This window comes from Arthrobacter sp. PvP023, from assembly GCF_017832975.1.
Classification (GTDB): domain Bacteria; phylum Actinomycetota; class Actinomycetes; order Actinomycetales; family Micrococcaceae; genus Arthrobacter.
On record NZ_JAFIBI010000001.1, the window covers coordinates 4,615,357 to 4,638,527 of the forward strand.

General features: G+C 68.7%; 19 protein-coding genes. 9 read left to right on the plus strand and 10 right to left on the minus strand.

The genetic code is table 11. From position 1 onward, the window contains the following. Positions 1-161: 161 nt before the first annotated feature. From JOE31_RS20965 to JOE31_RS20990, 6 genes are all read left to right on the plus strand, one after another. Positions 162-1,124: a hypothetical protein gene (locus JOE31_RS20965; protein WP_209747872.1), complete on the plus strand. Its 963-nt coding sequence runs from the start codon at positions 162-164 to the stop codon at positions 1,122-1,124. Next, a complete protein-coding gene (locus JOE31_RS20970; RefSeq protein WP_209747874.1) occupies positions 1,121-1,543 on the plus strand; it encodes a phage holin family protein in 423 nt (140 codons plus the stop codon). Before JOE31_RS20965 ends, JOE31_RS20970 begins: the two co-directional genes overlap by 4 nt. A 33-nt stretch (positions 1,544-1,576) precedes the next feature. After that, on the plus strand, positions 1,577-2,173 hold the full coding sequence (locus JOE31_RS20975; RefSeq protein ID WP_209747876.1) for a DUF3618 domain-containing protein: 597 nt from the start codon (positions 1,577-1,579) through the stop codon (positions 2,171-2,173). Between the two features lie 81 nt (positions 2,174-2,254). Further along, positions 2,255-3,388 (plus strand): YihY/virulence factor BrkB family protein, encoded by a 1,134-nt coding sequence (locus JOE31_RS20980; RefSeq protein ID WP_209747877.1) that lies wholly within the window; start codon positions 2,255-2,257, stop codon positions 3,386-3,388. A 78-nt stretch (positions 3,389-3,466) separates the two neighbouring features. After that, on the plus strand, positions 3,467-4,321 hold the full coding sequence (locus tag JOE31_RS20985) for a universal stress protein (RefSeq protein ID WP_209747879.1): 855 nt from the start codon (positions 3,467-3,469) through the stop codon (positions 4,319-4,321). 35 nt (positions 4,322-4,356) lie between these two features. Further along, a complete protein-coding gene (locus JOE31_RS20990; protein ID WP_209747880.1) occupies positions 4,357-5,358 on the plus strand; it encodes a zinc-dependent alcohol dehydrogenase family protein in 1,002 nt (333 codons plus the stop codon). A 39-nt stretch (positions 5,359-5,397) separates the two neighbouring features. On the opposite strand, the gene JOE31_RS20995 is transcribed toward JOE31_RS20990, so the two are convergent. Next, the gene (locus JOE31_RS20995; RefSeq protein ID WP_209747882.1) at positions 5,398-8,559 is read right to left on the minus strand and encodes a beta-phosphoglucomutase family hydrolase; all 3,162 of its coding nucleotides are present in this window, start codon (positions 8,557-8,559) and stop codon (positions 5,398-5,400) included. Between the two features lie 66 nt (positions 8,560-8,625). Further along, a complete protein-coding gene (locus JOE31_RS21000) occupies positions 8,626-9,633 on the minus strand; it encodes a polysaccharide deacetylase family protein (protein ID WP_209747884.1) in 1,008 nt (335 codons plus the stop codon). A 73-nt stretch (positions 9,634-9,706) separates the two neighbouring features. Here JOE31_RS21000 and JOE31_RS21005 point away from each other — a divergent pair, with 73 nt between their 5' ends. From JOE31_RS21005 to JOE31_RS21015, 3 genes are all read left to right on the plus strand, one after another. After that, positions 9,707-10,048, plus strand: a complete 342-nt coding sequence (locus JOE31_RS21005) for a helix-turn-helix transcriptional regulator (protein ID WP_209747886.1) — start codon at positions 9,707-9,709, stop codon at positions 10,046-10,048. Further along, positions 10,045-10,746 (plus strand): cation diffusion facilitator family transporter, encoded by a 702-nt coding sequence (locus tag JOE31_RS21010; protein ID WP_209747888.1) that lies wholly within the window; start codon positions 10,045-10,047, stop codon positions 10,744-10,746. Before JOE31_RS21005 ends, JOE31_RS21010 begins: the two co-directional genes overlap by 4 nt. 227 nt (positions 10,747-10,973) lie before the next feature. Beyond that, positions 10,974-12,881 carry a heavy metal translocating P-type ATPase gene (locus tag JOE31_RS21015; RefSeq protein ID WP_245199926.1) on the plus strand — a complete coding sequence of 636 codons (1,908 nt, stop codon included), beginning with the start codon at positions 10,974-10,976 and terminating at the stop codon, positions 12,879-12,881. On the opposite strand, the gene ppsA is transcribed toward JOE31_RS21015, so the two are convergent. From ppsA to JOE31_RS21055, 8 genes are all read right to left on the minus strand, one after another. Beyond that, positions 12,833-15,214: a phosphoenolpyruvate synthase gene (gene ppsA, locus JOE31_RS21020; protein WP_209747892.1), complete on the minus strand. Its 2,382-nt coding sequence runs from the start codon at positions 15,212-15,214 to the stop codon at positions 12,833-12,835. The genes JOE31_RS21015 and ppsA overlap by 49 nt on opposite strands. Further along, positions 15,207-17,999: a cation-transporting P-type ATPase gene (locus tag JOE31_RS21025; protein ID WP_209747894.1), complete on the minus strand. Its 2,793-nt coding sequence runs from the start codon at positions 17,997-17,999 to the stop codon at positions 15,207-15,209. Before JOE31_RS21025 ends, ppsA begins: the two co-directional genes overlap by 8 nt. A gap of 54 nt (positions 18,000-18,053) precedes the next feature. Continuing rightward, positions 18,054-18,875 (minus strand): glycosyltransferase family 2 protein, encoded by an 822-nt coding sequence (locus JOE31_RS21030; protein ID WP_209747896.1) that lies wholly within the window; start codon positions 18,873-18,875, stop codon positions 18,054-18,056. Between the two features lie 23 nt (positions 18,876-18,898). After that, positions 18,899-20,326 carry a bifunctional PIG-L family deacetylase/class I SAM-dependent methyltransferase gene (locus JOE31_RS21035; protein WP_209747897.1) on the minus strand — a complete coding sequence of 476 codons (1,428 nt, stop codon included), beginning with the start codon at positions 20,324-20,326 and terminating at the stop codon, positions 18,899-18,901. Beyond that, on the minus strand, positions 20,320-21,414 hold the full coding sequence (locus tag JOE31_RS21040) for an acyl-CoA dehydrogenase family protein (protein WP_209747900.1): 1,095 nt from the start codon (positions 21,412-21,414) through the stop codon (positions 20,320-20,322). The genes JOE31_RS21035 and JOE31_RS21040 overlap by 7 nt, the downstream gene beginning before the upstream one ends. Further along, on the minus strand, positions 21,415-21,894 hold the full coding sequence (locus tag JOE31_RS21045) for a Dps family protein (protein WP_209747902.1): 480 nt from the start codon (positions 21,892-21,894) through the stop codon (positions 21,415-21,417). Positions 21,895-22,016: 122 nt separating this feature from the next. Next, positions 22,017-22,694, minus strand: a complete 678-nt coding sequence (locus JOE31_RS21050; RefSeq protein WP_209747904.1) for an O-methyltransferase — start codon at positions 22,692-22,694, stop codon at positions 22,017-22,019. A 67-nt stretch (positions 22,695-22,761) separates the two neighbouring features. Continuing rightward, the gene (locus JOE31_RS21055; RefSeq protein ID WP_209747906.1) at positions 22,762-23,124 is read right to left on the minus strand and encodes a thiamine-binding protein; all 363 of its coding nucleotides are present in this window, start codon (positions 23,122-23,124) and stop codon (positions 22,762-22,764) included. Positions 23,125-23,171 lie beyond the last annotated feature (47 nt).

Here is a 23,171-nt window from a genome sequence, read left to right on the forward strand (position 1 = left end):
AACTGCCACCCGGAATTTCCTCCGGGCGGCAGGAATTACGTTTCCAAGAACTAATACACCAAGGGTGCTTACTATTTGATAGTAATCATGCTTACTATTTAGTAGCCAGTTATTGCTGGTTCTTGATCAGCAGCCGACCTTCTTGGAAAGAGAGCGCGAAGATGACAGAGAACCGATGGCCACAGGACGGTAGCTACGGCACCCCTGGGGTCGCAGAGCAAACGGCCGTCCCGGCGATGCCGGAAACCGACGCCGCCTATGATGCCGCCTACCCGGCACCGCAAGGCACGCCGTCGAGGACGGAGACGGCCAAACAGGAGGCCGGGGACGTTGCCCACCAGGCAACCGACTCCGCCCAGCACGTGGCTGAAACTGCCAAGGCCGAGGCCGCCAACGTCGCCGGAGAGGTCAAGGCCAACGCCAAGGATCTGCTCTACCAGGCAAAGACGGACCTGACAGACCAGGCCGGCGCCCAGCAGCAGAAGGTGGCCCAGGGCCTCCATTCGATTTCCGGCGAACTCCGCACCATGGCGGACGCCTCCGATCAGCCCGGTGTGGCCACCGACCTGATCCGCCAGGCTGCGGACCGGTCCGCGTCTGTGGCGTCGTGGCTGGAAGGCCGGGACCCCGGATCACTGCTCGACGAGGTTAAGACGTTCGCACGGCAGCGCCCGGGAACGTTCCTGATGCTCGCGGCCGGAGCGGGAATCCTTGCCGGCCGGCTGACTCGCAGCCTCACTGCCGGGGCACCGGACTCGACGGGCGCCTCGCTCAGCGGCGGCACCGCACGTCCTCCCATCTCCAGCGTGCCCGGCTACGTTCCCGACACCGGGACAGCGGTTCCGCCGCCGCCGGTGCAGATGCCGGCCCCCGACGCCAACACTGCCGGGCTGTCCGTCGCCGGAGCAGGCACCGGCGCTTATGCCGGCACCAGCGCGTATTCCAACGAGCGGACCGGCGCCGACAGCTATTCCGAGGACACGTACCCGCCCAGCCCCCTGGCGGAGGAGGGAACCCAGCGGGACCAGTGGGCTTCGGATCCGCTGGCGAAGGATCCGCTGGCAACCGACCCCCTCGCGGACGATCCGTACCGTGACGACCCCCTGCGCGGAGGGCAGCGATGAGCAGTCAGTATCCGGAAACCACTCCTTCGGCGGCGCACGCCAAAGCGGATAACAACTCCCTCGGCGACCTGCTCGGCGACGTGACCCGGGACATCTCCACGCTGATGCGCCAAGAGGTGGAACTGGCCAAGGCCGAACTGAAGCAGTCGGCGTCCCGGGCCGGCAAAGGCGGCGGGATGCTGGCCGGGGCCGGAGTGGCTGGCCACTTCGTGCTCCTGTTCCTCTCCTTGGCCCTCTGGTGGGCTTTGGGGACAATCATGGGACTCGGCTGGTCCGCCGTCGTCCTCGCCGTTATCTGGGGAATCGTCGCCGCCGTCCTGGCAGCCGTTGGCCGTAAGCAGCTGAACGCGATCAAGGGCATGCCGCAGACAGCGGAGACGCTCCAGGAAATACCTCCCACCCTTAAACCCAGCCACTAGACCCAGGCACAAAGAGAGCTCGAGGTACACACGATGAGTGAAAACCCGGACGCCATCCGCGCCGACATCGAAGCAACCCGCGCGCGGCTCGGCACCAATGTCGATGCCGTGGCGGACAAAGTTACCCCGTCGAACATCGTCCACCGGCAGACGGACAAGGTTAAGGACGCCGTGTTCGGAGTAAAGGAGAAGGTCATGGGAACAGCTGAGCACGCTACTGACCGGGTGCATTCCGGCACCGGCAGTGCGGGAGCCCACCTTTCGGACGCCGGCGCGGCCATCGGGGACACGCCACGGCAAGTACGCACCAAGACGCAAGGCAACCCGCTCGCGGCAGGGCTGATCGCATTCGGCGCCGGGATGCTGTTCTCTTCGTTGATCCCGGCGAGCGAGAAGGAGCGTGAGGCCGCTGATGCCCTCAAGACGAAGGCCGAGCCGCTCACCACGGAGCTGACCGAAGCCGCCAAGGACGTCGCCCAGGGCCTGAAGGCCCCGGCGCAGGACGCCATGGAGAACGTCAAGGCAACCGCTATGGAGGCGACTGACCATGTCAAGGCTGAAGGCCAGGGGGCAGTGGACGACGTGAAGTACCGCGCCGCAGACGCCAAGGACAACGTCCAACAGGTGTAGCCCGCCCCGGAAGACGGCCGGTTGCCCTCGCTGACGCGCTGGGCAGCCGGCCGCTGCGCTTTACCACGAAAGAAGATTCCAATGGCCAAGAACCCTGCCACCGAGAACGGCACCGCAGCCCGCCCCGACGCCGAAACGCAAGAGAGCAGCACTGCCAAAGCCCGGACTGCGCCTGCACCGGATGACTCCCGCAAACCGGACAGTCCAGCCGATGTCAGCAAGCCCTCGTGGAAGTACATCGCGAAAAAGACCTTCCGGGAATTCACCAAAGACCAGTGCCCGGACCTCGCTGCCGCCCTGACCTACTATTCGGTCCTCTCAATCTTCCCGGCATTGTTGGCACTGGTGTCCCTGCTCGGTATTTTCGGCGACGCCCAGAAAACTACGTCCGCGCTTCTAGACATCGTGCAGGGCATAGCACCGGGCGAGACCGTAAACACGATCCGCCCCGTGGTTGAAGACCTGGCAGGCTCCCCGGCGGCAGGCTTCACCCTCATCCTTGGACTCCTCACCGCCCTCTGGTCCGCGTCAGGCTACGTAGGCGCCTTCGGCCGCGCCATGAACCGGGTCTACGAGGTCGATGAGGGCAGGCCGTTCCTCAAGCTCCGCGGCACCATGCTCGGCGTCACTGTCGTCAACCTGCTGATCGTCGTCGTGCTGGCCGCGATGCTCGTGCTTAGCGGTCCGGTGGCAGAGTCCGTCGGGAACGTGATCGGCCTGGGCGACGCGTTCCTGGCCGTCTGGAACATCGCCAAATGGCCCGTGATGCTGGTGCTGGTCATTGTGGCGATCGCCGTCCTGTTCTACGCCACCCCCAACGTGAAGCAGCCGAAATTCCGCTGGATGAGCATGGGATCGGCCATCGCCCTCGTGGTCTTCCTGCTGGCGTCCCTGGCGTTCGGCTTCTACGTGGCCAACTACAACAGCTACAACAAGACCTACGGCGCCATCGGCGGCGTGATCATCGCGCTGCTGTGGCTGTGGATCCTGAACATGTCCCTGCTGTTCGGCGCCGAGTTCGACGCCGAGATGGAGCGGGGCCGCCAGCTCCAGGCCGGCATCGAGGCCGAGGAAACCATCCAGCTGCCGCCCCGGGACACCAAGCAAAGCGACAAGCTGCAGGTCCGGGAAGAAGAGGATATCCGGCGGGGACGCGACCTTCGCGAACGTCACGACCGCGAGCGCCGGGACCGCGAACAGGACCAAAGCCCCTAGCGCAAACGGCATGCCCGGTCTCTACTGGGTGGACATTGCGACCAGGCGGACATTGCCCCGCCTATGAGGGGAGGTTCCATGCCGGCTCCAGCACGGAATCCGGACGGACCGGTCGCGGTGGGCTATGACGGATCCGAACCGTCACAGCTGGCCGTCCGGTGGGCCGCCGGGCACGCCGCCGCCACGAACCGGACATTGAAGGTGGTCCACGCGTGGGTCTGGCCCGTCTTCACCAAGAATCTGGGTCCGGTCAAAGGCGTTGAAGGCAGCGGGCTGAGGCATGCTGCCGAGGCCACCCTCCAGGAAGGCCTGGACCTGGCCCGCTCGGTTGCGGCCGGGCTGAACGCCACGCTGGACATTTCCGGCGTCATTGAGCCCGGGCTTCCTGCCCAGGTCCTCCGTGCTGCGGCGGAACGCGCGGGCGTGCTCGCCGTGGGCCACCGCGGCATGGGCCGCTTCCTGGGCCAGCTGGTGGGTTCCGCCTGCCTCGACTTGGCCGTCCACTCCCCCTGTCCCCTCATGGTGGTCCGCTACGCGGGCCGTCCCGGACAGCCGATAGCGGCCGGAATAGACGAAAAACCCCGGCACACGAAGGTGGTCTCGGAGGCGGCGCGCATGGCGGCCGACTTGAACGTCCCGCTGCAGCTGATCCATGTGGCCGGGGACCAGCACCAGGCACAACACGGGCGGCATGCACCGCTCCACGGCAAGGAACTACTGGACCAGGCCGTGGAACTGGCCAGGAGCCTCGCCCCGGACGTCCCCGTGGAGGGCATCCTGCTGGAGAGCCACCCCGTAGCAAAGGAACTGCTGGCCGCCGCGGCCCAGGCCGACGTCCTGGTGCTGGGTGCGCATCACCGCGAGGGACATCCGGGGAGTACTGTCTCCTCGGCGTTGGAGCGCGCACTGTGCAACGTGCTGATCACGCGGTGACAGCCGTGGCGGAATAACCGGACAGGAAGTGTGCCGTGCGTGCTTGGTGGGTTGGCAAACCGGGTCCCGTGGCGGGGCATCCCCTGGTGTTCGGCGACCGCCCCGATCCAAGCCCCGGGCCGGGCGAGGTCCTGCTGTCTGTTCGGGTGTGCGGAGTGTGCCGCACCGACCTCCACCTTGCCGAAGGCGATCTCGCGCCGCGCAGGACCGGCGTCATTCCCGGCCATGAAGTGGTGGGCGAAGTCGTGGAGCTTGGCGAACGCGCCACCAGGTTCCGGATCGGGGAACGCGTGGGTGTGGCCTGGCTGGGCGGCACCTGCGGACACTGCCGTTTCTGCCTCCGCTCCCAGGAGAACCTGTGCCTGTCCCCCACCTTCACGGGCTGGGACCGCGACGGCGGCTACGCGGACCGCGTGACGGTCAATGAGGACTACGCCTACAGGATTCCGGAGGTCTTCCCGGACGAGCAGGCCGCACCCCTGCTGTGCGCGGGCATCATCGGCTACCGGGCCCTGGCCCGCGCCCAGGTTCCGGAGGGCGGCCGCCTCGGCATCTACGGTTTCGGCGGCTCCGCCCATCTGGCCGCGCAGGTGGCCATACACCGCGGAGCCAGCGTGTACGTGATGACCCGCTCGGAGGAAGCCCGGCGCCTTGCCTTGGAGCTCGGAGCGGCTTTCGCCGGTGACGCCGACGACGAACCTCCCGTGCCGCTCGATTCGGCCATCCTTTTCGCACCGGTGGGCTGGCTGGTGCCGCAGGCGCTGCGCGCCCTGGACCGCGGAGGCACGCTGGCGGTGGCGGGAATCCACCTGAGCGATATCCCGCCGCTGCATTACGGATCGGAACTGTTCCAGGAACGGCAGCTGCGCAGCGTCACGGCAAATACCAGGGCCGACGGCGAGGAATTCCTTCGCGTCGCCGCGGAAATACCGCTTCGCCCCACCACCGTCCCCTACCGGATGGAGGATGCCGGCCGTGCGCTGCAGGACCTCGCGGCGGACCGCATTACCGGAGCCGCCGTACTGCACATGGATTAGGCGCTACAGGTGCCCGGTCCCAGGATTACGTGCCCGGGATCAGGCGCCGAGCCGGAATTCGTGATGCCGCCCGGCGTGCAGCAGGACGTGCTGGGTTCCCACCCGGACCAGCACGGGGGAAGCGTCCCCCGGGTCCGCGGAAACCAGCAGGCGGCCCTTCTCCAGGTGCACCGCCAGCAGCTGGTCCCGGTAGCGCACATTGAATGTGACCCTGCCGAGCTCCGTGGGCAGGCGGGGAGAGAAATCAAGCGCGTCCCTCGTAATGCGCAGGCCGGCGAAGCTGCGCTGGATGACGTCGATGGAACCGGCCATGGCACCCAGGTGGATGCCCGCCCGGGTGGTGCCGCCCTGGGTGTCGTCCAGGTCCGCGTCGAGGGCTTCGCGGAACGTGTCCCACGCCCGTTCCGGATCAAGCTGAGCCAGTACGGAGGCGTGCGCCACCCTGCTCAACGTGGACCCGTGCGCCGTCCGGGCAAGGTAGAAGTCCACGGTCCTGGCGATCTGCTCCGCCGTCACGGTGTACCCGAGACGGCCCAGGAAGGTGGTGAGCTGGTCTTCGCCGAGGACGTAGAGCAGCATCAGGGCGTCCGCCTGCTTGGCCAGCCGGTAGTGGTTGGTGCTGCTGCCCTCGGCTTCGAGGATGAGGTCCAGCCGCTGGACGTTCCGGTACGTGCGGCGGTAGTGCTCCCAGTCCAGCTCCTTGAGATTCTCGTACCCGGCGAACTGGCTGATGATGCCGTCGGCAAGGAAGGGAACGAACACCCTTCGGCCGAGCCGCGCCCAGCCGTCAATTTCCTCGTCCGTGACCCTTAGCCGTTGCCGGAAGTCGTCCATGTCGAAACCCCGTACGGAACTCATGATCCACACGGCCTGGTCGCATACCCAGGCCGCCATGACGTTGGTGTAGGCGTTGTCGTCCAGGCCGCCGCCGGGGTTGTCCGGGTAGCCCGTGTGGTACTCGTCCGGACCCACCACAGCCCGGATATGGAACCTGTCCTCGGCGGGATCGTACTCCGCCATCGAAGCGAACAAGCGGGCAACCTCCACGATGATCTCCGCGCCGTGGTGGGTCAGCCAGGCGCGGTCCTGGGTCGCTTCGAAATACTGCCAGGCGTTGAAGGCGACCGTCAGGCCCGAGTGGCGCTGCAGGTGGGAGTAGTCCGGCACCCAACGGCCGGAACGGGAGTTGAACAGGAGCCTGGGCGTCTCCTCCCTGCCGTCGCTTCCGCTCTGCCACGGAATCAGGGCGCCCGCGAACCCGGCCGCCCTGGCAGCATCCCGCGCCGTGCCCAGCCGCCGCCACCGGTAGTCAAGGAGTGCCCGCGTCACGGCCGGAAGCCGGGATGTCAGGAGCGGCAGGACAAACAGTTCGTCCCAGAAGATGTGGCCCCGGTAGCCCTCACCGTGCAGGCCCCGGGCCGGAACTCCGGCGTCCAGCTCCGCCGTGTGCGCCGAAATGGTCTGGAGCAGGTGGAAGACATGCAGGTTCAGGATCAGCTGCGACTCGGTGGAGTCGTCCACCTCGATGATGAAGGGCGTGAGCAGTCCCCGCCATGCCGCCTCGTGGCCGGCCAGCAGCACTTCGAAGCCTCCCTCGGAGCGGTTGAGGACATCAACGGCCGCTGTCCGGGGCGAAGAAATGGCGTGGTCGCGGGAGGTCGCCACGGCCACGGTCTTGGTGAGAGTTGCCCGCTCGCCGTCCCGCAGCTCCACGTCAAAGCGGTGCACGAACAGTCCGCCCAGCTCCTCGGGCCTGGCCGGATGCAGGCTGGCGGGAACGTCCGTTCGGATAGCCACCGCTACGCCGATCCTGCTCTGGGTGGTGCGCACCAGGACAACCTGGGTGGCGGACCCTGGCCCGTCATCGGCCCCGGAGACCGTCACATCTGCCAGGTGCCGGTTGGACAGGAGCGCTTCCACCGCCACGTTCGAGTTGGTGATGTCTGTGTCGCAGCCGCTTCGGATGCCCACCCGGCCGCCCCAGCCGACGGCTGTCACCGTCATCTCGAGCGCTGCGAGATGCGGTTCCGCCATGGAGACCAGCCGGCGCTGGACCACGTTAAGCTGCCGCCCGGCGTCGTCCTCCAGAACAGCTTCCCGCGTCAGCAGCGCGCGCTTCAGGTCCAGGGTGCGCCGCTCGCTGCGGAGCCGCAGTCCACCCTCGGACCACCACTTTCCGCCCTCCACGCACAGGTCCAGCGGCAGCCAGTCCGGCATGTTCACCATGTGCTCGTCCTCGGTCTCCTGCCCCTGGATCACGCTGGTGAGCCGGTTGTAGACGCCGGCCAGGTAGGTTCCCGGGTAGTGCACATCGTCCTTGCGGTGTTCGGGGGCCGCCCCCCGCGTTGCCATGTAGCCGTTGCCAAGGGTGGTCAGGGCCTCCCGGTGGCCTTCGTGGGCGGGGTCGAATCCCTCATAGACCAGCTGCCATGGGTCCGCGATGACCAGGCCGAGGTCCAGTTCACTGACGTCGTCAAGCACGACGTCGGCGCCCGCGGCTTCCAGCTCAGCACGGTGTCCTGCCCGGTCGATCCCCACCACCAGCCCGAAACCGCCGCGGCGGCCCGCCGCCACGCCGGCCACGGCATCCTCGATGACCACGGCCCGTTCCGGCGCCACGCCCAGTTCGCTGATGGCGTGGAGGAACAGCGCCGGGTCCGGCTTGCCGGCCAGTCCCAGCTGCGCCGCAGTATTCCCGTCGACAACGACGTCGAAACCGTCTTCAAGGCCGGCGGATGCCAGCACCGCGCGGGCATTCCGGCTGGCAGTAGCGAGCGCCACCGGGACCTTCCCGGCCTTGAGGCGTTCGAGCAGCGCCAGCGTTCCGGGGAAAACGGGGACGGCCCGGAGCCTCAGCAGCCTTTCGAAAATCCCGTTCTTGCGCGCCCCCAGCCCCACCGCCGTCCACTCCGCCGGGCCATCCCCCGGGCCGCCAGCCGGCAGATCCACCCCGCGCGAGTGCAGGAACCCCGCCGCTCCGTCCTCCCGGGTGCGGCCGTCCACATAACGCAGGTAGTCGGCGTCCGTGAAGGGATCGCGCCGGGCGGTTGGCGGAATCCGGGGGTCCTGGAGGACGTCGTCGAACAATTCCTTCCACGCCGCCGAGTGGAGGTCCGCGGTGTCCGTGACCACACCGTCAAGGTCAAAAACCACGGCGTCAACCGGGGCCAGCGCGGCTGCGGCGGTTGGCGACTCAGTCATGGCTCAGTCCTACCAGCATCGGCCCTGCCTGCCCAGTGGCATTGGGCCCATGTTCAGGGCGGCTGCCTATCCTGCAAGCAGGCTGTCCAGCGTGACGAAGCCGTAGCCGGCCTGGCGCATCCTCTCAATCATCTGCGGCAGGGCATCGGCGTCCAGGGTGGAGCCGTCGTCCGGGTTGGATCCGATGTGCATCAGGACGATTTCGCCCGGCTGCAGGGCGGACAGCGCGCGGTCCGCCACCAGCCGTGCCGTGATGCCGCCGCTGGTCCCCTTCCAGCCGAGGGTGTCCACGGACCAGCGCACCGGCACGTAGCCCAGGTTGTTCACAGCTGCGATGGTGCGCGTGTCACGGGCACCGAACGGAAACCTGAACAAGGGACGGGGGTCCGCGCCGGCTGCCACTATTGACTGCTCCGCCGCGCGGACCTGGTCCCCGATCCCCGCGTCCGGCAGCCCGGTGAAGTCCGGGTGGGTCTGGGAGTGGTTGCCCACCCGGTGGCCGCCGGCCACGATGGCAGCCACCCCGGCAGTATTGGCCGCGGCCCACGCCCCGGTCAGGAAGAACGTCCCGCGGACTCCGGAACCCGCCAGGGTCTGCAGGATTGACGGCAGGCCGGCCGAGTTGGCGCCCGCGTCGAACGTCAAGGCAACGGACGGCCCGGCACCGGGAACCAGCTCCACGTCCTGCCCGGCCAGGCCGGCAGGAAACGGGGCAACCGGCGGAGGGGACTGCGGTGCGGGCAGCGTCTCCGGCGGCGGTGTGGGGCCAGGCGCGACAGGGCCCGGATCGGTCGCTTCACCCGGACTTCCGGGCGAGGGGGACGGCGGGGGCTCCGACGACGCCGGGACCCCCGGGGCCGGGGTGGACGGCCTTGAAGACGGCGAAACGGAAAAGGTGGAGGACGCCCCGCTTTCCGGCGCAGGACCGGTTTGCGGGGCCGGTCCCCGCGGCGCTCCGGCCAGGATCAGGGCCAGGACAACCGCGGCGACGACAGCAACAGCCAGCAGGACCACCGCCGCCAGCCGGCGGCGGCGCGGTTCGAGCGGAGGTTCGAGGGGTGGTTCGCCAGCCATGGTCAACCATGACAGCCGGAGCGCTGCCGCGCCTAGGGCTGAAGGGCCCGCGGTGGCGTGAATACATCAAAGGATGTACTTTGAAGCTGTGGAAACGCTCGCTCAGGCACCCGTACTCGCCCGCTTCGGCTACGCGGTCTCGGACCCGACCCGCGCCAGGATCCTGCTGGCCCTCTCCGGCGCCCCGGCCTACCCCTCTGATCTGGCGGACACCCTCGGGGTCTCCAGGCAGAGCATGTCAAACCATCTGACATGCCTTCGCGGCTGCGGCCTGGTGATTGCCATTCCTGACGGTCGACGCAACCGGTATGAACTCGCGGACACCCGGCTGGGCCACGCGATCAAAGACCTGATTGGCGTGGTCCTCGCGGTTGATCCGTCCTGCTGCGCCCCGGACGGGGAGTGCTTCGCATGACGGACCTGCTGACCGCACCAAGCCCGGAACGTCGCGCCGTCCTGAGCCGGAGGATCCGGCTGTTCGCAGCCGCGACCATCACCTACAACCTCATCGAAGCTGTCGTGGCGCTCTGGGCCGGCGGGGCCGCTGACTCCTCAGCCCTGATCGGCTTCGGCCTGGACTCAGTCATCGAGGTGAGTTCCGCGTTGGCATTGTCCTGGCAGTTTTCCGCCAAAGACCCGGAACGGCGCGAGCACCTGACCCTGCGGATCATCGCCGTCTCCTTCTTCGCCCTCGCCGCGTTCGTCACCACAGACGCCGTCCGTGCATTAACCGGCGGGGACGAGCCGAGGCACTCAACGCCGGGCATCGTGATCGCGGCGCTGAGCCTGGCGATCATGCCCGTGCTGTCCTGGGCCCAGCGACGCGCAGGCCGGGAACTCGGTTCCCGGACAGCCGTGGCCGATTCCAAACAGACGCTGCTCTGCACCTACCTTTCCGCCGTGCTGCTGGTGGGCTTGGTCCTGAACAGCGCCCTCGGCTGGTGGTGGGCGGACGCCGGCGCCGCCTTGGTCATCGCCGGCATCGCGGTCCGGGAGGGCATCAATGCCTGGCGTGGCGAATCCTGCTGCGCCGGTTGCGCGCCGGACAGCACGTCCACACCCGTCGTCGTGGCGCTCGGAACGAAACCGGCTGACCGTCGGCCCCGGGCGTAGCCGCCGAACGTGCGCACCGCACGCCACCCTGGGAAGCATCACACCGTGACGTTTCAAGGACCTATTCCCCTACCCTCGCAGCCCGGGTTCAATGGAGTGTTACCCCTGGGTGTGCGCAGGCCAAGTGTGCCCATGCCAGGTGTGCCGTGGCGTGCCAGTTATCCAGACAAAGGCGGGATCCACCTGTGAAACTTGTTCTCCGGTATCCGCTCGTTGCGGGCACGGTGATGGCGTTGCTTGCTGTCGCCGTCCTGGTGACGTCCGGCCAGCCGGTGATCGCCCGGTTTGCCGCCAGCGGCTATGCCCTCGCGGTGGCCGCGTATCTGTCCCTCGGGATGCTGCGGCGGCTGCGCCAAGGGCACTGGGGCATCGATATCCTGGCCGTGACGGCGATTGTCAGCACCGTGCTGGTGGGCGAATTCATTGCCTCCATGATCATCGTGCTGATGATGGCCGGCGGTACGGCCCTTGAGGATTACGCGGCCGGCAGGGCGAAGAGCGAACTCAGCGCGCTGCTGGCGCGCGTCCCGCAGACAGCGCACCGGGAGCGGAACGGCGGCGGCAACGGCGCGCCCCCCAACGGCGGCGCGAACGGCGCTGCCAGCAACGGCGTCGTCGAAAACGGTGCCCACGAGGACGTGGCGGCCACCGACGTCCGGGTGGGAGACATCCTTCTGGTCAAGCCCGGCGAGGTCGTCCCGCTGGACGGTGTGCTGCTTTCCGACGCCGGCACGTTCGACGAATCCTCACTCACCGGTGAAAGCCTGCCGGTGGAACGCACCGCGGGCGAGGGCATCATGAGCGGTTCCGTCAACGGCGAGGCCGCGGTCCGGATGCGCGTCACCGCCGTCATGGCGGACTCGCAGTACAGCCGGATCGTTGAACTCGTGAAGGAGGCGTCGGAGAGCCGCGCCCCCATGGTGCGCCTGGCCGACCGTTACGCCATTCCGTTCACCGCGTTCGCCTATGCACTGGGCGCCATCGCCTGGATCGTCAGCGGCAGCCCCACCCGCTTCGCCGAAGTGCTGGTGGTGGCAACTCCCTGCCCGCTGCTCATCGCGGCGCCGGTGGCTTTCCTGGGCGGCATGAGCCAGGCGGCCAAGGCCGGCATCATCGTCAAGTACGCCGGAGTCCTGGAGCAGCTCGGCAAGGTCCGCACCGCCGCCTTCGACAAGACCGGAACCCTCACCTACGGCCGGCCCTCCCTGGTGGCCATCGTGACGGCCGACTCCATGGGCCAGGACGAACTGCTCCGGCTGGCGGGCTCCGCTGAACAGTACTCCTCCCACGTCCTGGCCGCGTCCGTGATGGAGGCCGCCACCTCACGCGACCTCCGGTTCGAGACGGCCAGCGAGGCGCTGGAACATGCCACGCACGGGGTGCGCGCCGTGTTCGACGGCCGCGAAGTCGTGGTGGGCAAGCCCGCCTTCGTGGCAGAGTACGCGCCCGGCGTCGTGGAAACGGAACTGGTCAGCGGCCAGCTGGCAATCTACGTCGGCGTCGGCGGGGTGTACGTCGGGGCCCTGGTCATGAGCGACCCGCTGCGCGCCGAGGCCCGCCGGACGCTGGCTGAGCTGACCGCGCTGGGGGTCACCGAAACGGTGATGCTGACCGGCGACGCCCTGGCCACGGCCCAACATATCGCCGCCGAGGTGGGCCTCACGGACGTCCGTGCCGAGTGCCTGCCGCCGGACAAAGTGGAAGCGGTGAAGTCCCTTCCGCTGCGTCCCGTGATGATGGTGGGCGACGGCGTCAACGACGCCCCCGTCCTGGCGGTGGCCGACGTCGGAATCGCCATGGGTGCACGCGGTTCCACCGCGGCCGGCGAGTCTGCCGACGTCGTGATCATCCTTGACGACCTGTCCAAGGCGGCGCACGCGGTGCGGATCGGGCAGCGCACTGTCAGGGTGGCGATGCAAAGCATCTGGATCGGCATCGTGCTGAGCGTGGGGCTCATGGTGGCCGCGGCTGCGGGCTTCGTGCCGGCCATCGCCGGCGCCCTGTCGCAGGAACTGGTGGACCTGGCCACCATCCTCAATGCGCTGCGCGCGCTGAGCCCGGGCCGGCACCCGACACCGCCCACAGGTCAGGCCGACGCCTCCACGTCCGCGATCACCCGCACGGTCTTGAGGTAGCTGTCCGGGTTGAGTGAGATGGAGTCGATGCCTTCGCCTACCAGGAAGGCCGCGAAGTCCGGATGGTTGCTGGGCCCCTGGCCGCAGATTCCAATCTTGATTCCGGCTGCGTGCGCCTTGCGGATGGCTTCGCTGATCATGGCAGTGACGGCCTCGTCGCGTTCGTCGAAAAGGGCTGCCAGCTGCTCGGAGTCCCGGTCCACGCCCAGGACCAGTTGCGTGAGGTCGTTGGAACCTATGGAGAAGCCGTCGAACTTGGGGGCGAACTTCTCGGCCAGGACCACGTTGGAGGGGATCTCGCACATCATGTACACCTGCAGGCCGTTTTCGCCGCGGACCAGGCCGTTCGCCGCCATGACGGCCAGCACGCGGTCCGCTTCGCCGGGTGTGCGGCAGAACGGGATCATCACTATGACGTTGCCGAAGCCGATGGTTTCCCGCACCCGTTTGAGGGCGGCGCACTCCAGCGCGAAACCTTCCCGGTAGCGTTCGTCGTAGTACCGGGATGCACCGCGGAAGCCCAGCATGGGGTTCTCTTCGGGCTGTTCGAAGGAGCTGCCGCCGATCAGGTGTGCGTATTCGTTGGTCTTGAAGTCGCTGAGCCTGACGATCACCGGATGCGGGTGGTACGGCGCCGCGATTTTGGCGATGCCCAGCGCCAGCGCCTCCACGAAGTACTCCCGCGGGTCCGCGTAGCCGCTGGTCAGCTCCTTGATCTGCCGGGCTTCGTCAGCGTCAGTGACGCGCTCCGGATGGACCAGCGCCATCGGATGGACCCGGATCAGGTTGCTGATGATGAACTCCATCCGGGCCAGGCCCACCCCTGCCGCCGGCAGCCGCCACCACTGGAACGAGGCCCCCGGGCTGGCGATGTTCACCATCACGGCGGTGCGGGTGGCGGGAAGGGCGCCAAGGTCCACGTCCTCGGTATCGAACGGGACTGTGCCTTCGTACACCCGGCCCTGGTCCCCTTCCGCGCAGCTGAGCGTCACTGCCTGGCCCTCGCCCAGGACGCTGGTTCCGTTTCCGGTTCCGACGACGGCGGGAACGCCCAGTTCGCGGCTCACGATCGCTGCGTGGCTGGTGGTGCCGCCGTGGTCCGTGACGATCCCCGAGGCCCGTTTCATCACCGGCACCCAGTCCGGGTCCGTCATCTCCGTGACCAGGATGGCTCCGTCGCGGAAGGAGTCGATGTCCCGGGTGCTACGGATGACGCACGCCGTGCCCTGCGCGATCGAATCGCCGATCGCTGCGCCGGAGGCCAGGACTTTGCCCGTGCCGCGGAGGTGATGGATGGTGAAGCGCGTCCCGCTCTTGCGCGCCTGCACGGTTTCGGGCCGCGCCTGCACCATGAACAGTTCCCCGGTGGCGCCGTCGCGGGCCCACTCCATGTCCATGGGCCGGCCGTAGTGCTCCTCCACCGTCACCGCCCAGCGCGCCAGGTCCAGGATTTCGGGGTCGCCCAGCACGAACGAACTCCGCTCCTCCGCCGACGTTTCAACCGTCCGGGTCCGCGCGTGGCCGCCCCGGCTGTAGACCATCTTGCGGGCTTTGGAACCGAGGGTCTTCTCGATGATCGGAGCCAGGCGGGGGTCCGCCAGGAGCGGCTTGAACACCACGTATTTGTCCGGGTTGATACTGCCCTGGACCACGGTTTCGCCGAGGCCCCAGGCGGCGCTGATCACGGCCGCACGGGGGAAGCCCGAATCGGTGTCGATGGAAAACATCACACCGGAGGCGCCGACGTCGGACCTCACCATCCGCTGCACCCCGATGGAAAGGGCCACGTCCAGGTGGTCGAAACCCTTGACCTCCCGGTAGCTGATGGCGCGGTCCGTGAAGAGCGATGCGTAGCAGCGCCGGCAGGCGTCCAGGAGTTCGCGTTCCCCGGAAATGTTCAGGAACGTCTCCTGCTGTCCGGCGAAGCTTGCGTCCGGCAGGTCCTCCGCCGTGGCGCTGCTGCGGACTGCAACGGAGAGCCGGTCCAGTCCCGCCCGTTCGGCGAGGGTTCGGTAATGGCTGCGGATGGACTCGGCGATGTCCTCCGGGAATTCGCTGTCCAGGAACAGCTCCCGGATGGCCTCGCCCGTGGACCGCAGCGTCGTCTCGCCCGCCCGGTACTCCGCGATCCGGGCGCGCATGGCGGCGTCAATGCCGTTGGCTTCGATGAAGGTGCGATAGGCGGCCGCCGTGGTGGCGAAGCCGTCCGGCACCCGCACTCCGCGGGACTTCAGCGAGCGCGTCATCTCCCCCAGCGAGGCGTTCTTGCCGCCCACCTGGGGCACATGCTCCATGCCGATCTCGTCGAACCACACCACGTGGCTTTCAGTCATGACTGCTCCCGCCGCTTGCTCCATGGATTGATCCTCGTTTGCCCGTCTCCCGCGGGTCAGAGGCTTTGGACCTCACCTGCCGCTGCACGGCCGGCGGGACGGCCGGCCGCCCGGCTGGCGGGACCAGAGGCCGGTCCGGAGCGGCAGGGCCAGGTCCGCGGCGCCGGATCATCTTGTAGATCCAGTCCGCAACGATGAGGGCGGGCATGGCGGCGAGCGCCACGGCCAGGCCCCCGGGCGACGGCGGCGCGTGGCCCAGCAGTGTGGCGACGGGACCGATGAACAGGAACACCGCCAGCAGTCCCAGCTCCGCCAGCACTGCCCAGAGCAGCAGCCGGTTGCTGAACCAGCCCAGCCGCCACGGCGGGGCGGAGGCGCTGCGGCAGGCGAAGGCGTTGGCGAGCTGTGCCAGGACCACGGTGGTGAACGCGGCACCCGAGGCGGCCATCAGCACATCCGACGCCGGCAGTTCCGCGCCGGGGCGCCACCCCGCACCCAGGAGCACGGCGGTGTACGCGGTCATCTCGAAGAGGGCTTCCACCGGCCCCAGGAGACCAAACACCCGGAACATCAGGGCCCGGTCCATCAGGTGCCTCCGCTCCGGCGGCCGTTTGAGCGCGCCCTTGCTGGGGGCCTCGCTGCCCAGGGCCAGCGCCGGGAGCAGGTCGGTGCCGATGTCCAGGGCCAGGATTTGCAGCACGCTCAGCGCCAGCGGGAAGCGGCCGCCGGAGAGCGCCCAGATAACGAACGGGGTGAGCTCGGCGACGTTGTCCGTCAGGTGGTACGTCAGGAACCGCCGGATGTTCGCGTACGTGGCACGGCCCTGCTCCACTGCGGCGATGATGGTGGCGAAGTCGTCATCCAGGAGCACGAGGTCCGCCGCCTCGCGGGCGACGTCCGTGCCGCTCAGCCCCATGGCCACGCCGATGTCTGCCTGCTGGAGGGCCGGGCCGTCGTTGACGCCGTCGCCGGTCATGGCCACCACGTGGCCCCTGAGCTGGAGCAGGCGGGCCACCCGGAGTTTCTGTTCGGGCGTGACCCGGCTGACCACCACGCCGTCGCGGTCCAGCAGGGCGGTCAGGACGGCGTCGTCCTCCGGCAGGGTGTGTCCCTCCAACACCAGCTCGGGTGATCCGATCAGCCCGGTTTCCCGCGCGATGGCGGCGGCGGTGAAGGCGTGGTCGCCGGTGACCATGGCTACCTTGATTCCCGCATCGCGGGCGGCCTCGAGTGCCAGCCGGACCTCGGCCCGGGGCGGGTCATGCAGGCCGATCAGGCCCAGCAGCGTCAGATCCTGCTCAACCGCCTCCAGCTTGAAGCTGGCACCGGGCAGGCCGGGCAGGGGCCGCTCCGCCACGGCCAGGACCCGCAGGCCGTGGGAGGCCATCCGGTCGACCATCTGCCGGGCCCGGTCCGCGCCTTCCGGGCCGCACAGCGGAATCACGGACTCCGGGGCGCCCTTGACATAAAGAGTGGTGCCCACGATGGCGGACTCCCGCAGCCGGCGCGGATCGAAGGCAAAGCGGTGCGACACCTCGAGCTCGTCGGGTTTCTGCCCGGGAGCTGCCAGCCGGGTGGCGAGCGCATCAATGGCGGCCTCCATCGGGTCGCCCTCGGCGATCCATTTGCCCTCGTGGAGCACCGCGCGGCCTACGGAAGCGGCCAATGCAGCAGTGCTGAGGTGCCGGGCCTCCCCGGCTCCGCCCCCGGTGACCTCGGCCTCGGGTCCGTACCCCGCGCCGATGACGCTGAGCACCCCTTCCGGGGTCCAGACCTCGACGGCGTTCATCCGGTTCTGGGTCAGCGTGCCGGTCTTGTCCGTGCAAATGAAAGTGGTGGAGCCGAGGGTTTCCACCGCTTCCAGGTTCCGGACCAGGGCGTTGCGCTGCGCCATCCGCTGTGCCCCGACTGCCAGGGACAGCGTGACCGTGGGCAGCAGGCCTTCGGGCACGAGCGCCACGGCCACCCCGATCGCGAACAGGAACGCGTCCCGCCAGGAAATGCCGACCAGCAGTGAGAGCACAAAAAACAGCACACCGATGCCCAGGGCCATCGTGGCGGTGATCCGGACAATGCGCTGCAGTTCCCGGGCCAGCGGGGTGGGCGGCGCCTTGACCTGGCCTGTGAGGGCGGCGATTTCCGCGAGCCGGGTGTCACCGCCGGTGACCATGACGATGCCCTCCGCTTCACCGTTGACCAGGAAGGTCCCGCCGAACACGGTGTCCCCCGGGCCCTTGGCCAGGGGTTCGCTTTCGCCGGTGAGCATTGACTCGTCCACGGAGCACCCTGCGGCCAGCGCCAGCCGAAGATCCGCCGGGACCCGGTCACCCGCCACCAGCACCACGGCGTCGTCCGGCACCAGTTCGGTGGTGTGGACCTTGACGATGCGGTTGTCGCGGCGGACCGACACCATGGCCGGCAGCAGCTCGCGGAGCTTGGAGGCGGCATGCTGTGCCCGCTCCTGCTGGATGTAGGCGAACACCCCGTTCACCACCACCACCACCACGATAGCCACGGCCAGCTGCGGCATTCCTGCGATGTAGGCCAGCACTGCTGCGCACCAGAGCATGATGGCAAAGAAGTGGGTCATCTCGGCCAGCAGCCTGCGCCAGCCCGGGACGGCGCGGGCCTGCGGCAGCCGGTTGGGTCCCGCCTTCCGCAGCCGGAGGGCGGCCTCCTCGGAGCTGAGTCCGGCGGGCCGCGGCAACGCACCGGCACCGGCACCGGCAATCACAGCCGCAGCCTGCCATTCACGGGCAGCACCGGACACGTGGAACCACGGCATTCACGGGGAACCCCATGGATCGAGGATGCGGTCTTGGAGGTCAGGCTCCTAGGGTCAAAGGTCACCACTGTCGCGGGGCAGCTCCAGCGAGGGCACGTCCCGCACCGGCAGCTCCAGTGCCAGCGCCCGGAGGTAGGCGCCGAACCCCTGGGGTGCGCGGGCATGCGTGCGGCCCGACGTCAGCACCCGGATGGTGTCCGTGGCCTGCACCGTGTAGGCCTGTTTGCGCAGGTTTTCCACCAGGATCCGGTCCTCGTGGACGCGTCTGCGGGGAAAGCCGCCGGCCGCGAAGTAGGCCGAGGCGCGGACACCGAAGTTGGCGCCGTAGATATGCGGATGGTCCTCCCTGAACGGGTGCCGCTCCAGCCACCGGCGCAGGATCGCGGGCTCCGTGCCGGCGGGGTCCGGCTCTACGGATCCCAGGACGGCGTCGGCACCGGCGTCGGCCAGTTCAACCTGGCGCACCAGCCAATTCCGCGGAACGGCGGAGTCGGCGTCGGTGTTGGCCAGCCAGATGCGTCCGGTCCGCAGCCCCGGGGTGATTCCGGCGGCCAGGACTCCGGCGGCGCGGCTTGCCCCGGTGCTTCCCAGCCTGACCTGCACGGCCGCGAACCGCGGATCGGCGGCAACGTAGCCGGAAGCGATGTCCGCGGACCGGTCAGTGCAGCTGTCGAGCACCACAGTGATGGCCGCCTCAACTTCGGGGCGTTCACGTTGCAGCGTGTCGGCGGCGGCACGGAGCGCCGCCAGCGCCCGGTCAAGGTGCTGGTCCTCGTTGTGGGCCGGCATCACCACCACCACCAGCTCGATGCCCTGCCCGGACCGGACCTCCGCCGCAGGATGGTCCCCTGCCCGTTCCGTCATCTCGCTGGTCATCTCAGGTCGCTGCCCATCTCAGGTCACTGGCCATCTCGGGGTGCGTCCGGACCGCTGGCAGGAAGCGGTTCCGGTGCGGCGGCTCCGGCGTGGGGCCCGTCCGGGGCAACCAGGACTTCCAGGACGAAGTCCTTCTCCCGGTACAGCCCTTCGGTGGGCCAGCGGAGCTGCCGCCGGGCCAGTGCGTGGACAGTATCCCCGTCCAGTTCCCAGCCGGATACCGGATGGCGCCAATGGCAGAGCACCAGGGTCCCGCCGGGGTTCAGCGAGCTTTCTACCTGCGCGAACAGTTCCGCCAGCTCCTCCGCGGTCAGGTAGTACCCCGTCTCTGACACCACCACCAGGTCGAAGCGCCCCTCCGGCCAGTGCTGCGGAACAGTGAGGTGCAGGGTCCGGGCGGAGGGATGGCCGGAGAGGCGATCCGCAGCCCGGGCCAGGGCGGTGCTGCTGGCGTCAACCGCCACGAACTCCCGGCAGCGGGCCGCCAGTTCCACGCTGAGCGTGCCGATGGAACAGCCGACTTCCAGCCCGGATTCGTAGTTTGCCTGCGGCAGGATGGCCAGGGTGAGCGCCCGCTTCCGCCGTTCGTACCAGCTGGTGGTGTAGCTCCAGGGGTCGGTGTTGCCGCTGTGCACGGCGTCGAAGATCTGCTCGGCGTCGCCGGCGCTGTTGGTTCCGCCGGCGGGCCGGTGCCACGCGAATGTTTCCCAGGCACGGGAGAAATGGTCCAGGAAGCTCCCGGCAAGGAGTGCCTCGTCGCCGGGCTGGTCGGACAGCGGTTGTGTCTGCGAGGAGTGGGCCAGGAGGGCCGCGGCTTTGGCCCGCTGCTCGTCCGGAGTGAGCGGCACACGGACCCAGGACTGCCAGGCAGGGTTGCCCGGTGATGCCCACAACCAGTACCAGACCGGGTATTCCAGCAGCCCGTGCCCGCCCTGCGCCGCCACGTCTGCGGCCACGGCGCCCAGGACGTCGTGGTCCGTGTGGCCGTCGGAGCGGTACGGCGCCACGATCACCACCTGGTTCGCCGGGCGGCCGGACGCTTCGATGGTCTCCCGGACGGCGGCCGCGATGCGGTCCCGGTCGGCGTCAAGGTGGCCGTCCCGGAAGTGCAGGAACTGCCGGGTCGCTCCGGGGGCCAGCCCGGACACAGCGGCCCGGAACTCACTGAGCCGGACGGCGGCCAGCTGTTCCGGCGTCGTGGTCGGGGAGTCCGGGTGCGATGCCTCCCCGGCCGTGCAAAGCAGCACGTCCACAGCCGCGCCGGCGGCGTGCAGCCGGGACAGGAATCCTCCGGCGCCCAGGGTTTCATCGTCCGGATGAGCCGCCAGCACAATGAAGGTCATGGCGGCGAGTTCGCCCGGGTCCAGGGGAAGCTCGGGGAGGATGGACAGGCCGCTGGCCTCCCATTCGGACTCGGCGGTGCCGGTGTCCGCGTGCGAGAAGGTCACCATGAGCGGTCCCCTTTCAAGGTCAGGGCACCAAGCTGGGCGTCATCGCGCATGGCGTGGTGCTGCCGGATGTACAGCGACAGGTCGGCCATGCGCTTTCCGTACGCTTCGTTGAAGGCCAGGGGGCCCGGGCCCAGGTTCTGTGCCACCACCGTCTGGACGCGTTCGACGGCGGCGGCAACGGTTCCGCGCACGCGCAGCGCTTCGCTCCACGCGCCGGAGCCGGACAGTTCACCGGCGTCGATCCGCTCGGCCGTCCGGGCCAGGTAGCCGGCCAGGGAGGTGATGATGCGGTCGGTTTCACCCAGGTGGGCCAGGGCTATCTGGTCGGGTTCACGCCCCTTGTCCGCCGCGGCGGCCAGCGCGGCGCTGAAGTCGCGGGCCACGGCAACGGCTCCGCCGAACCAGCACGCCGCCACGCCCATGCCGCCCCAGGCGAAGCCCGGGCGCTGGAAGTACCAGCCTGCTCCGCCCACCGGCACGGCGCTGACGCCGTCGAAGTGCACGGTGCCGCTGGGAATTTCGCGCAGGCCCCGGCTGGTCCACTGCGGGGTCTCGCAGGAAACCCCGGGCGCATGCAGGTCGACGGCGAAGGCGGCCCGGCCGCCGTCGGCGAGGTGTGCGGTCAGCACAGCGCCGTCGAGCCGGGCAGCGAGCGAGCACCAGGGCTTGGAACCGTTAAGGACGTATTTCCCGGTGCCGTCCGCCGTGGCGTCGAGCCGCAGCCCCGGCCCCTCCGCAGCAAACACGCCCCAGGCTCCGTCGGCAGGTTCGACTGCAGCCCCGCGCGTGGCCGGGCCCTCTTCCCCGGCTTGGAAACCGGCCTGGGCGAGGATGGCGACGGCGTCGAGGTGCGGTTCGAGCACCCGGCCCGCGGCCACGTCCACGGCAGTCACGGACGCCAGCAGTTCCCACAGCCGCGCCGTGCCGCCTTCGCCGGGGCGGGGCGCTGTCCGTCCGACGTCACGCGCCAGTGCCAGCAGCGCCGGCACATCTCCCGCTGCATGGCTCACGGCCTCAAGCAGCGGCGCCATCGCCCCAAGCCGTTGCGGCGTCGAACTGATCCGCACTGCCCGCGCTTCTGGCTTCATTCAGTCTTCGTCCGGCACTGTGACCGGGGCCTTCGCCGACATGGTCTCGGCGTTGACCATCCACGCCAGCTGCTCCAGCCGCGAAATCCCGGCGTGAAGCAGGTCGGCGCTGGTGGGATCTTCCTCGTCCACCTCGTCATGGACGTCCCGCATGGTCTTCACGGTCCGCTCCAGCCGGGCGGTGATCAGTTTGACGGCGTCCTTGGTGGCAGTGAGTCCCTCGGGGAACTGTTCCAGCCGGGTGTCGGCTGATACCGTGGCGCTCCTGCCGTCGGGCAGCGCGTGCAGGGCGCGCATGCGCTCGGCGGTTTCATCCGCGAACAGCCGCACGCTGGTGACAATTTCGTCGAGCTGCAGGTGGAGGTCGCGGAAGTTGGTTCCCACAATGTTCCAGTGTGCCTGCTTGCCTTGGACGTGGAGCTCGATCAGGTCCGTCAGGACCATCTGGAGATTGCTGGCAAGAGTCGGTGAAGCCTTCATTTCTTCCTCCGGTGCAGGCAGTGCGGGACCGGGCCATCCCGCGTTAGCTTATTCTAAGCATACTTAGCATTTAGGCGGGACCCGGCCGGTCCGGTGACAGCGGAAATCCCGTCCGGCGTCACTCAGCGCACCACGGCCAGCGCAAAGCCGTCCCAGCCCTTCGAGCCCACGGTCTGCATGACCGTCCCGTCCAGGCGCGAGTCCCCGCCGATCATTTCCAGGGCGCTGATGATTCCAGGCGCGTTGACATCGTCCATGGACGGATCAAGCAGCGCCCCCTCCCACACCACGTTGTCCATCACGATCGCGGTGCCCGGCCGGCCCAGCCTGATGGCCCAGTCCAGGTACTTCGGATTGTTTTCCTTGTCCGCGTCGATGAACACAAAATCGAAGGGTCCGCGGCCGTCGTCCTTCAGCCCCGGAAGTGTGTCCAGTGCGGCCCCCACCCGGATGTCCACCTTGTGCCCCACCCCCGCGGCGTCCACGTTCGCGCGCGCCACACGGGCGTGTTTGGGGAGGTATTCGCACGTGACGAGTTCGCCGTCGTCGGGCAGTCCCTGGGCCATCCAGATGGTGCTGAAGCCGGCCAGCGTACCGATCTCCAGGACGCGCCGGGCGCCGGAAAGCTGCACCAGCAGCTTGAGCAGCTTGCCTGCGTTCGGCGCCACTTCGATGGGCGGCATGCCGGCGTCGGCGGCGGCCGTGACGGCCCGCGTGAGGGGGCTGCCGGGACGGACCACGACGTCCGTCAGATACTCCTCAACCGCCACCCACCGGGGCTCGGGCCTGTGCTCAACCATGGGGCCAGTCTGGCAGTTGCCGCTGCCCGCGGGAAGGGCAGGCGGCGGCGGAAATCAGATGGGCAAGTCAGCCTGCGTCGGCGATGGCCGTTTCCAGCCGTTCCACTTTGGCGGTGAGCTCACCGGAATAGCCGGGGCGGATGTCGGCCTTGATGACCAGCGACACGCGGCTGCCGAAGCGCCCCACGGCCTCGGTGGCCTCTTTGACCACGGCGAACACCTCGTCCCACTCACCTTCGATCGTGGTGAACATGGAATCCGTATGGTTCGGCAGGCCTGAGTCCCGGACAATCTTGACGGCGGCAGCGACGGCGTCGTGCACTGAAGCGTCTGCGGAGGCCGCGTCTTCCAACGCAGTGGAGTCAGTGGTGGAATCGCCCGCCAGGCGGGCCGGCCGGCCGGAGGGTGCAACGGAGAATGCGAGCAACATGGACCCAGTCTGCCACAGCGGCGAACGTCATATAGGAGTACATTCGG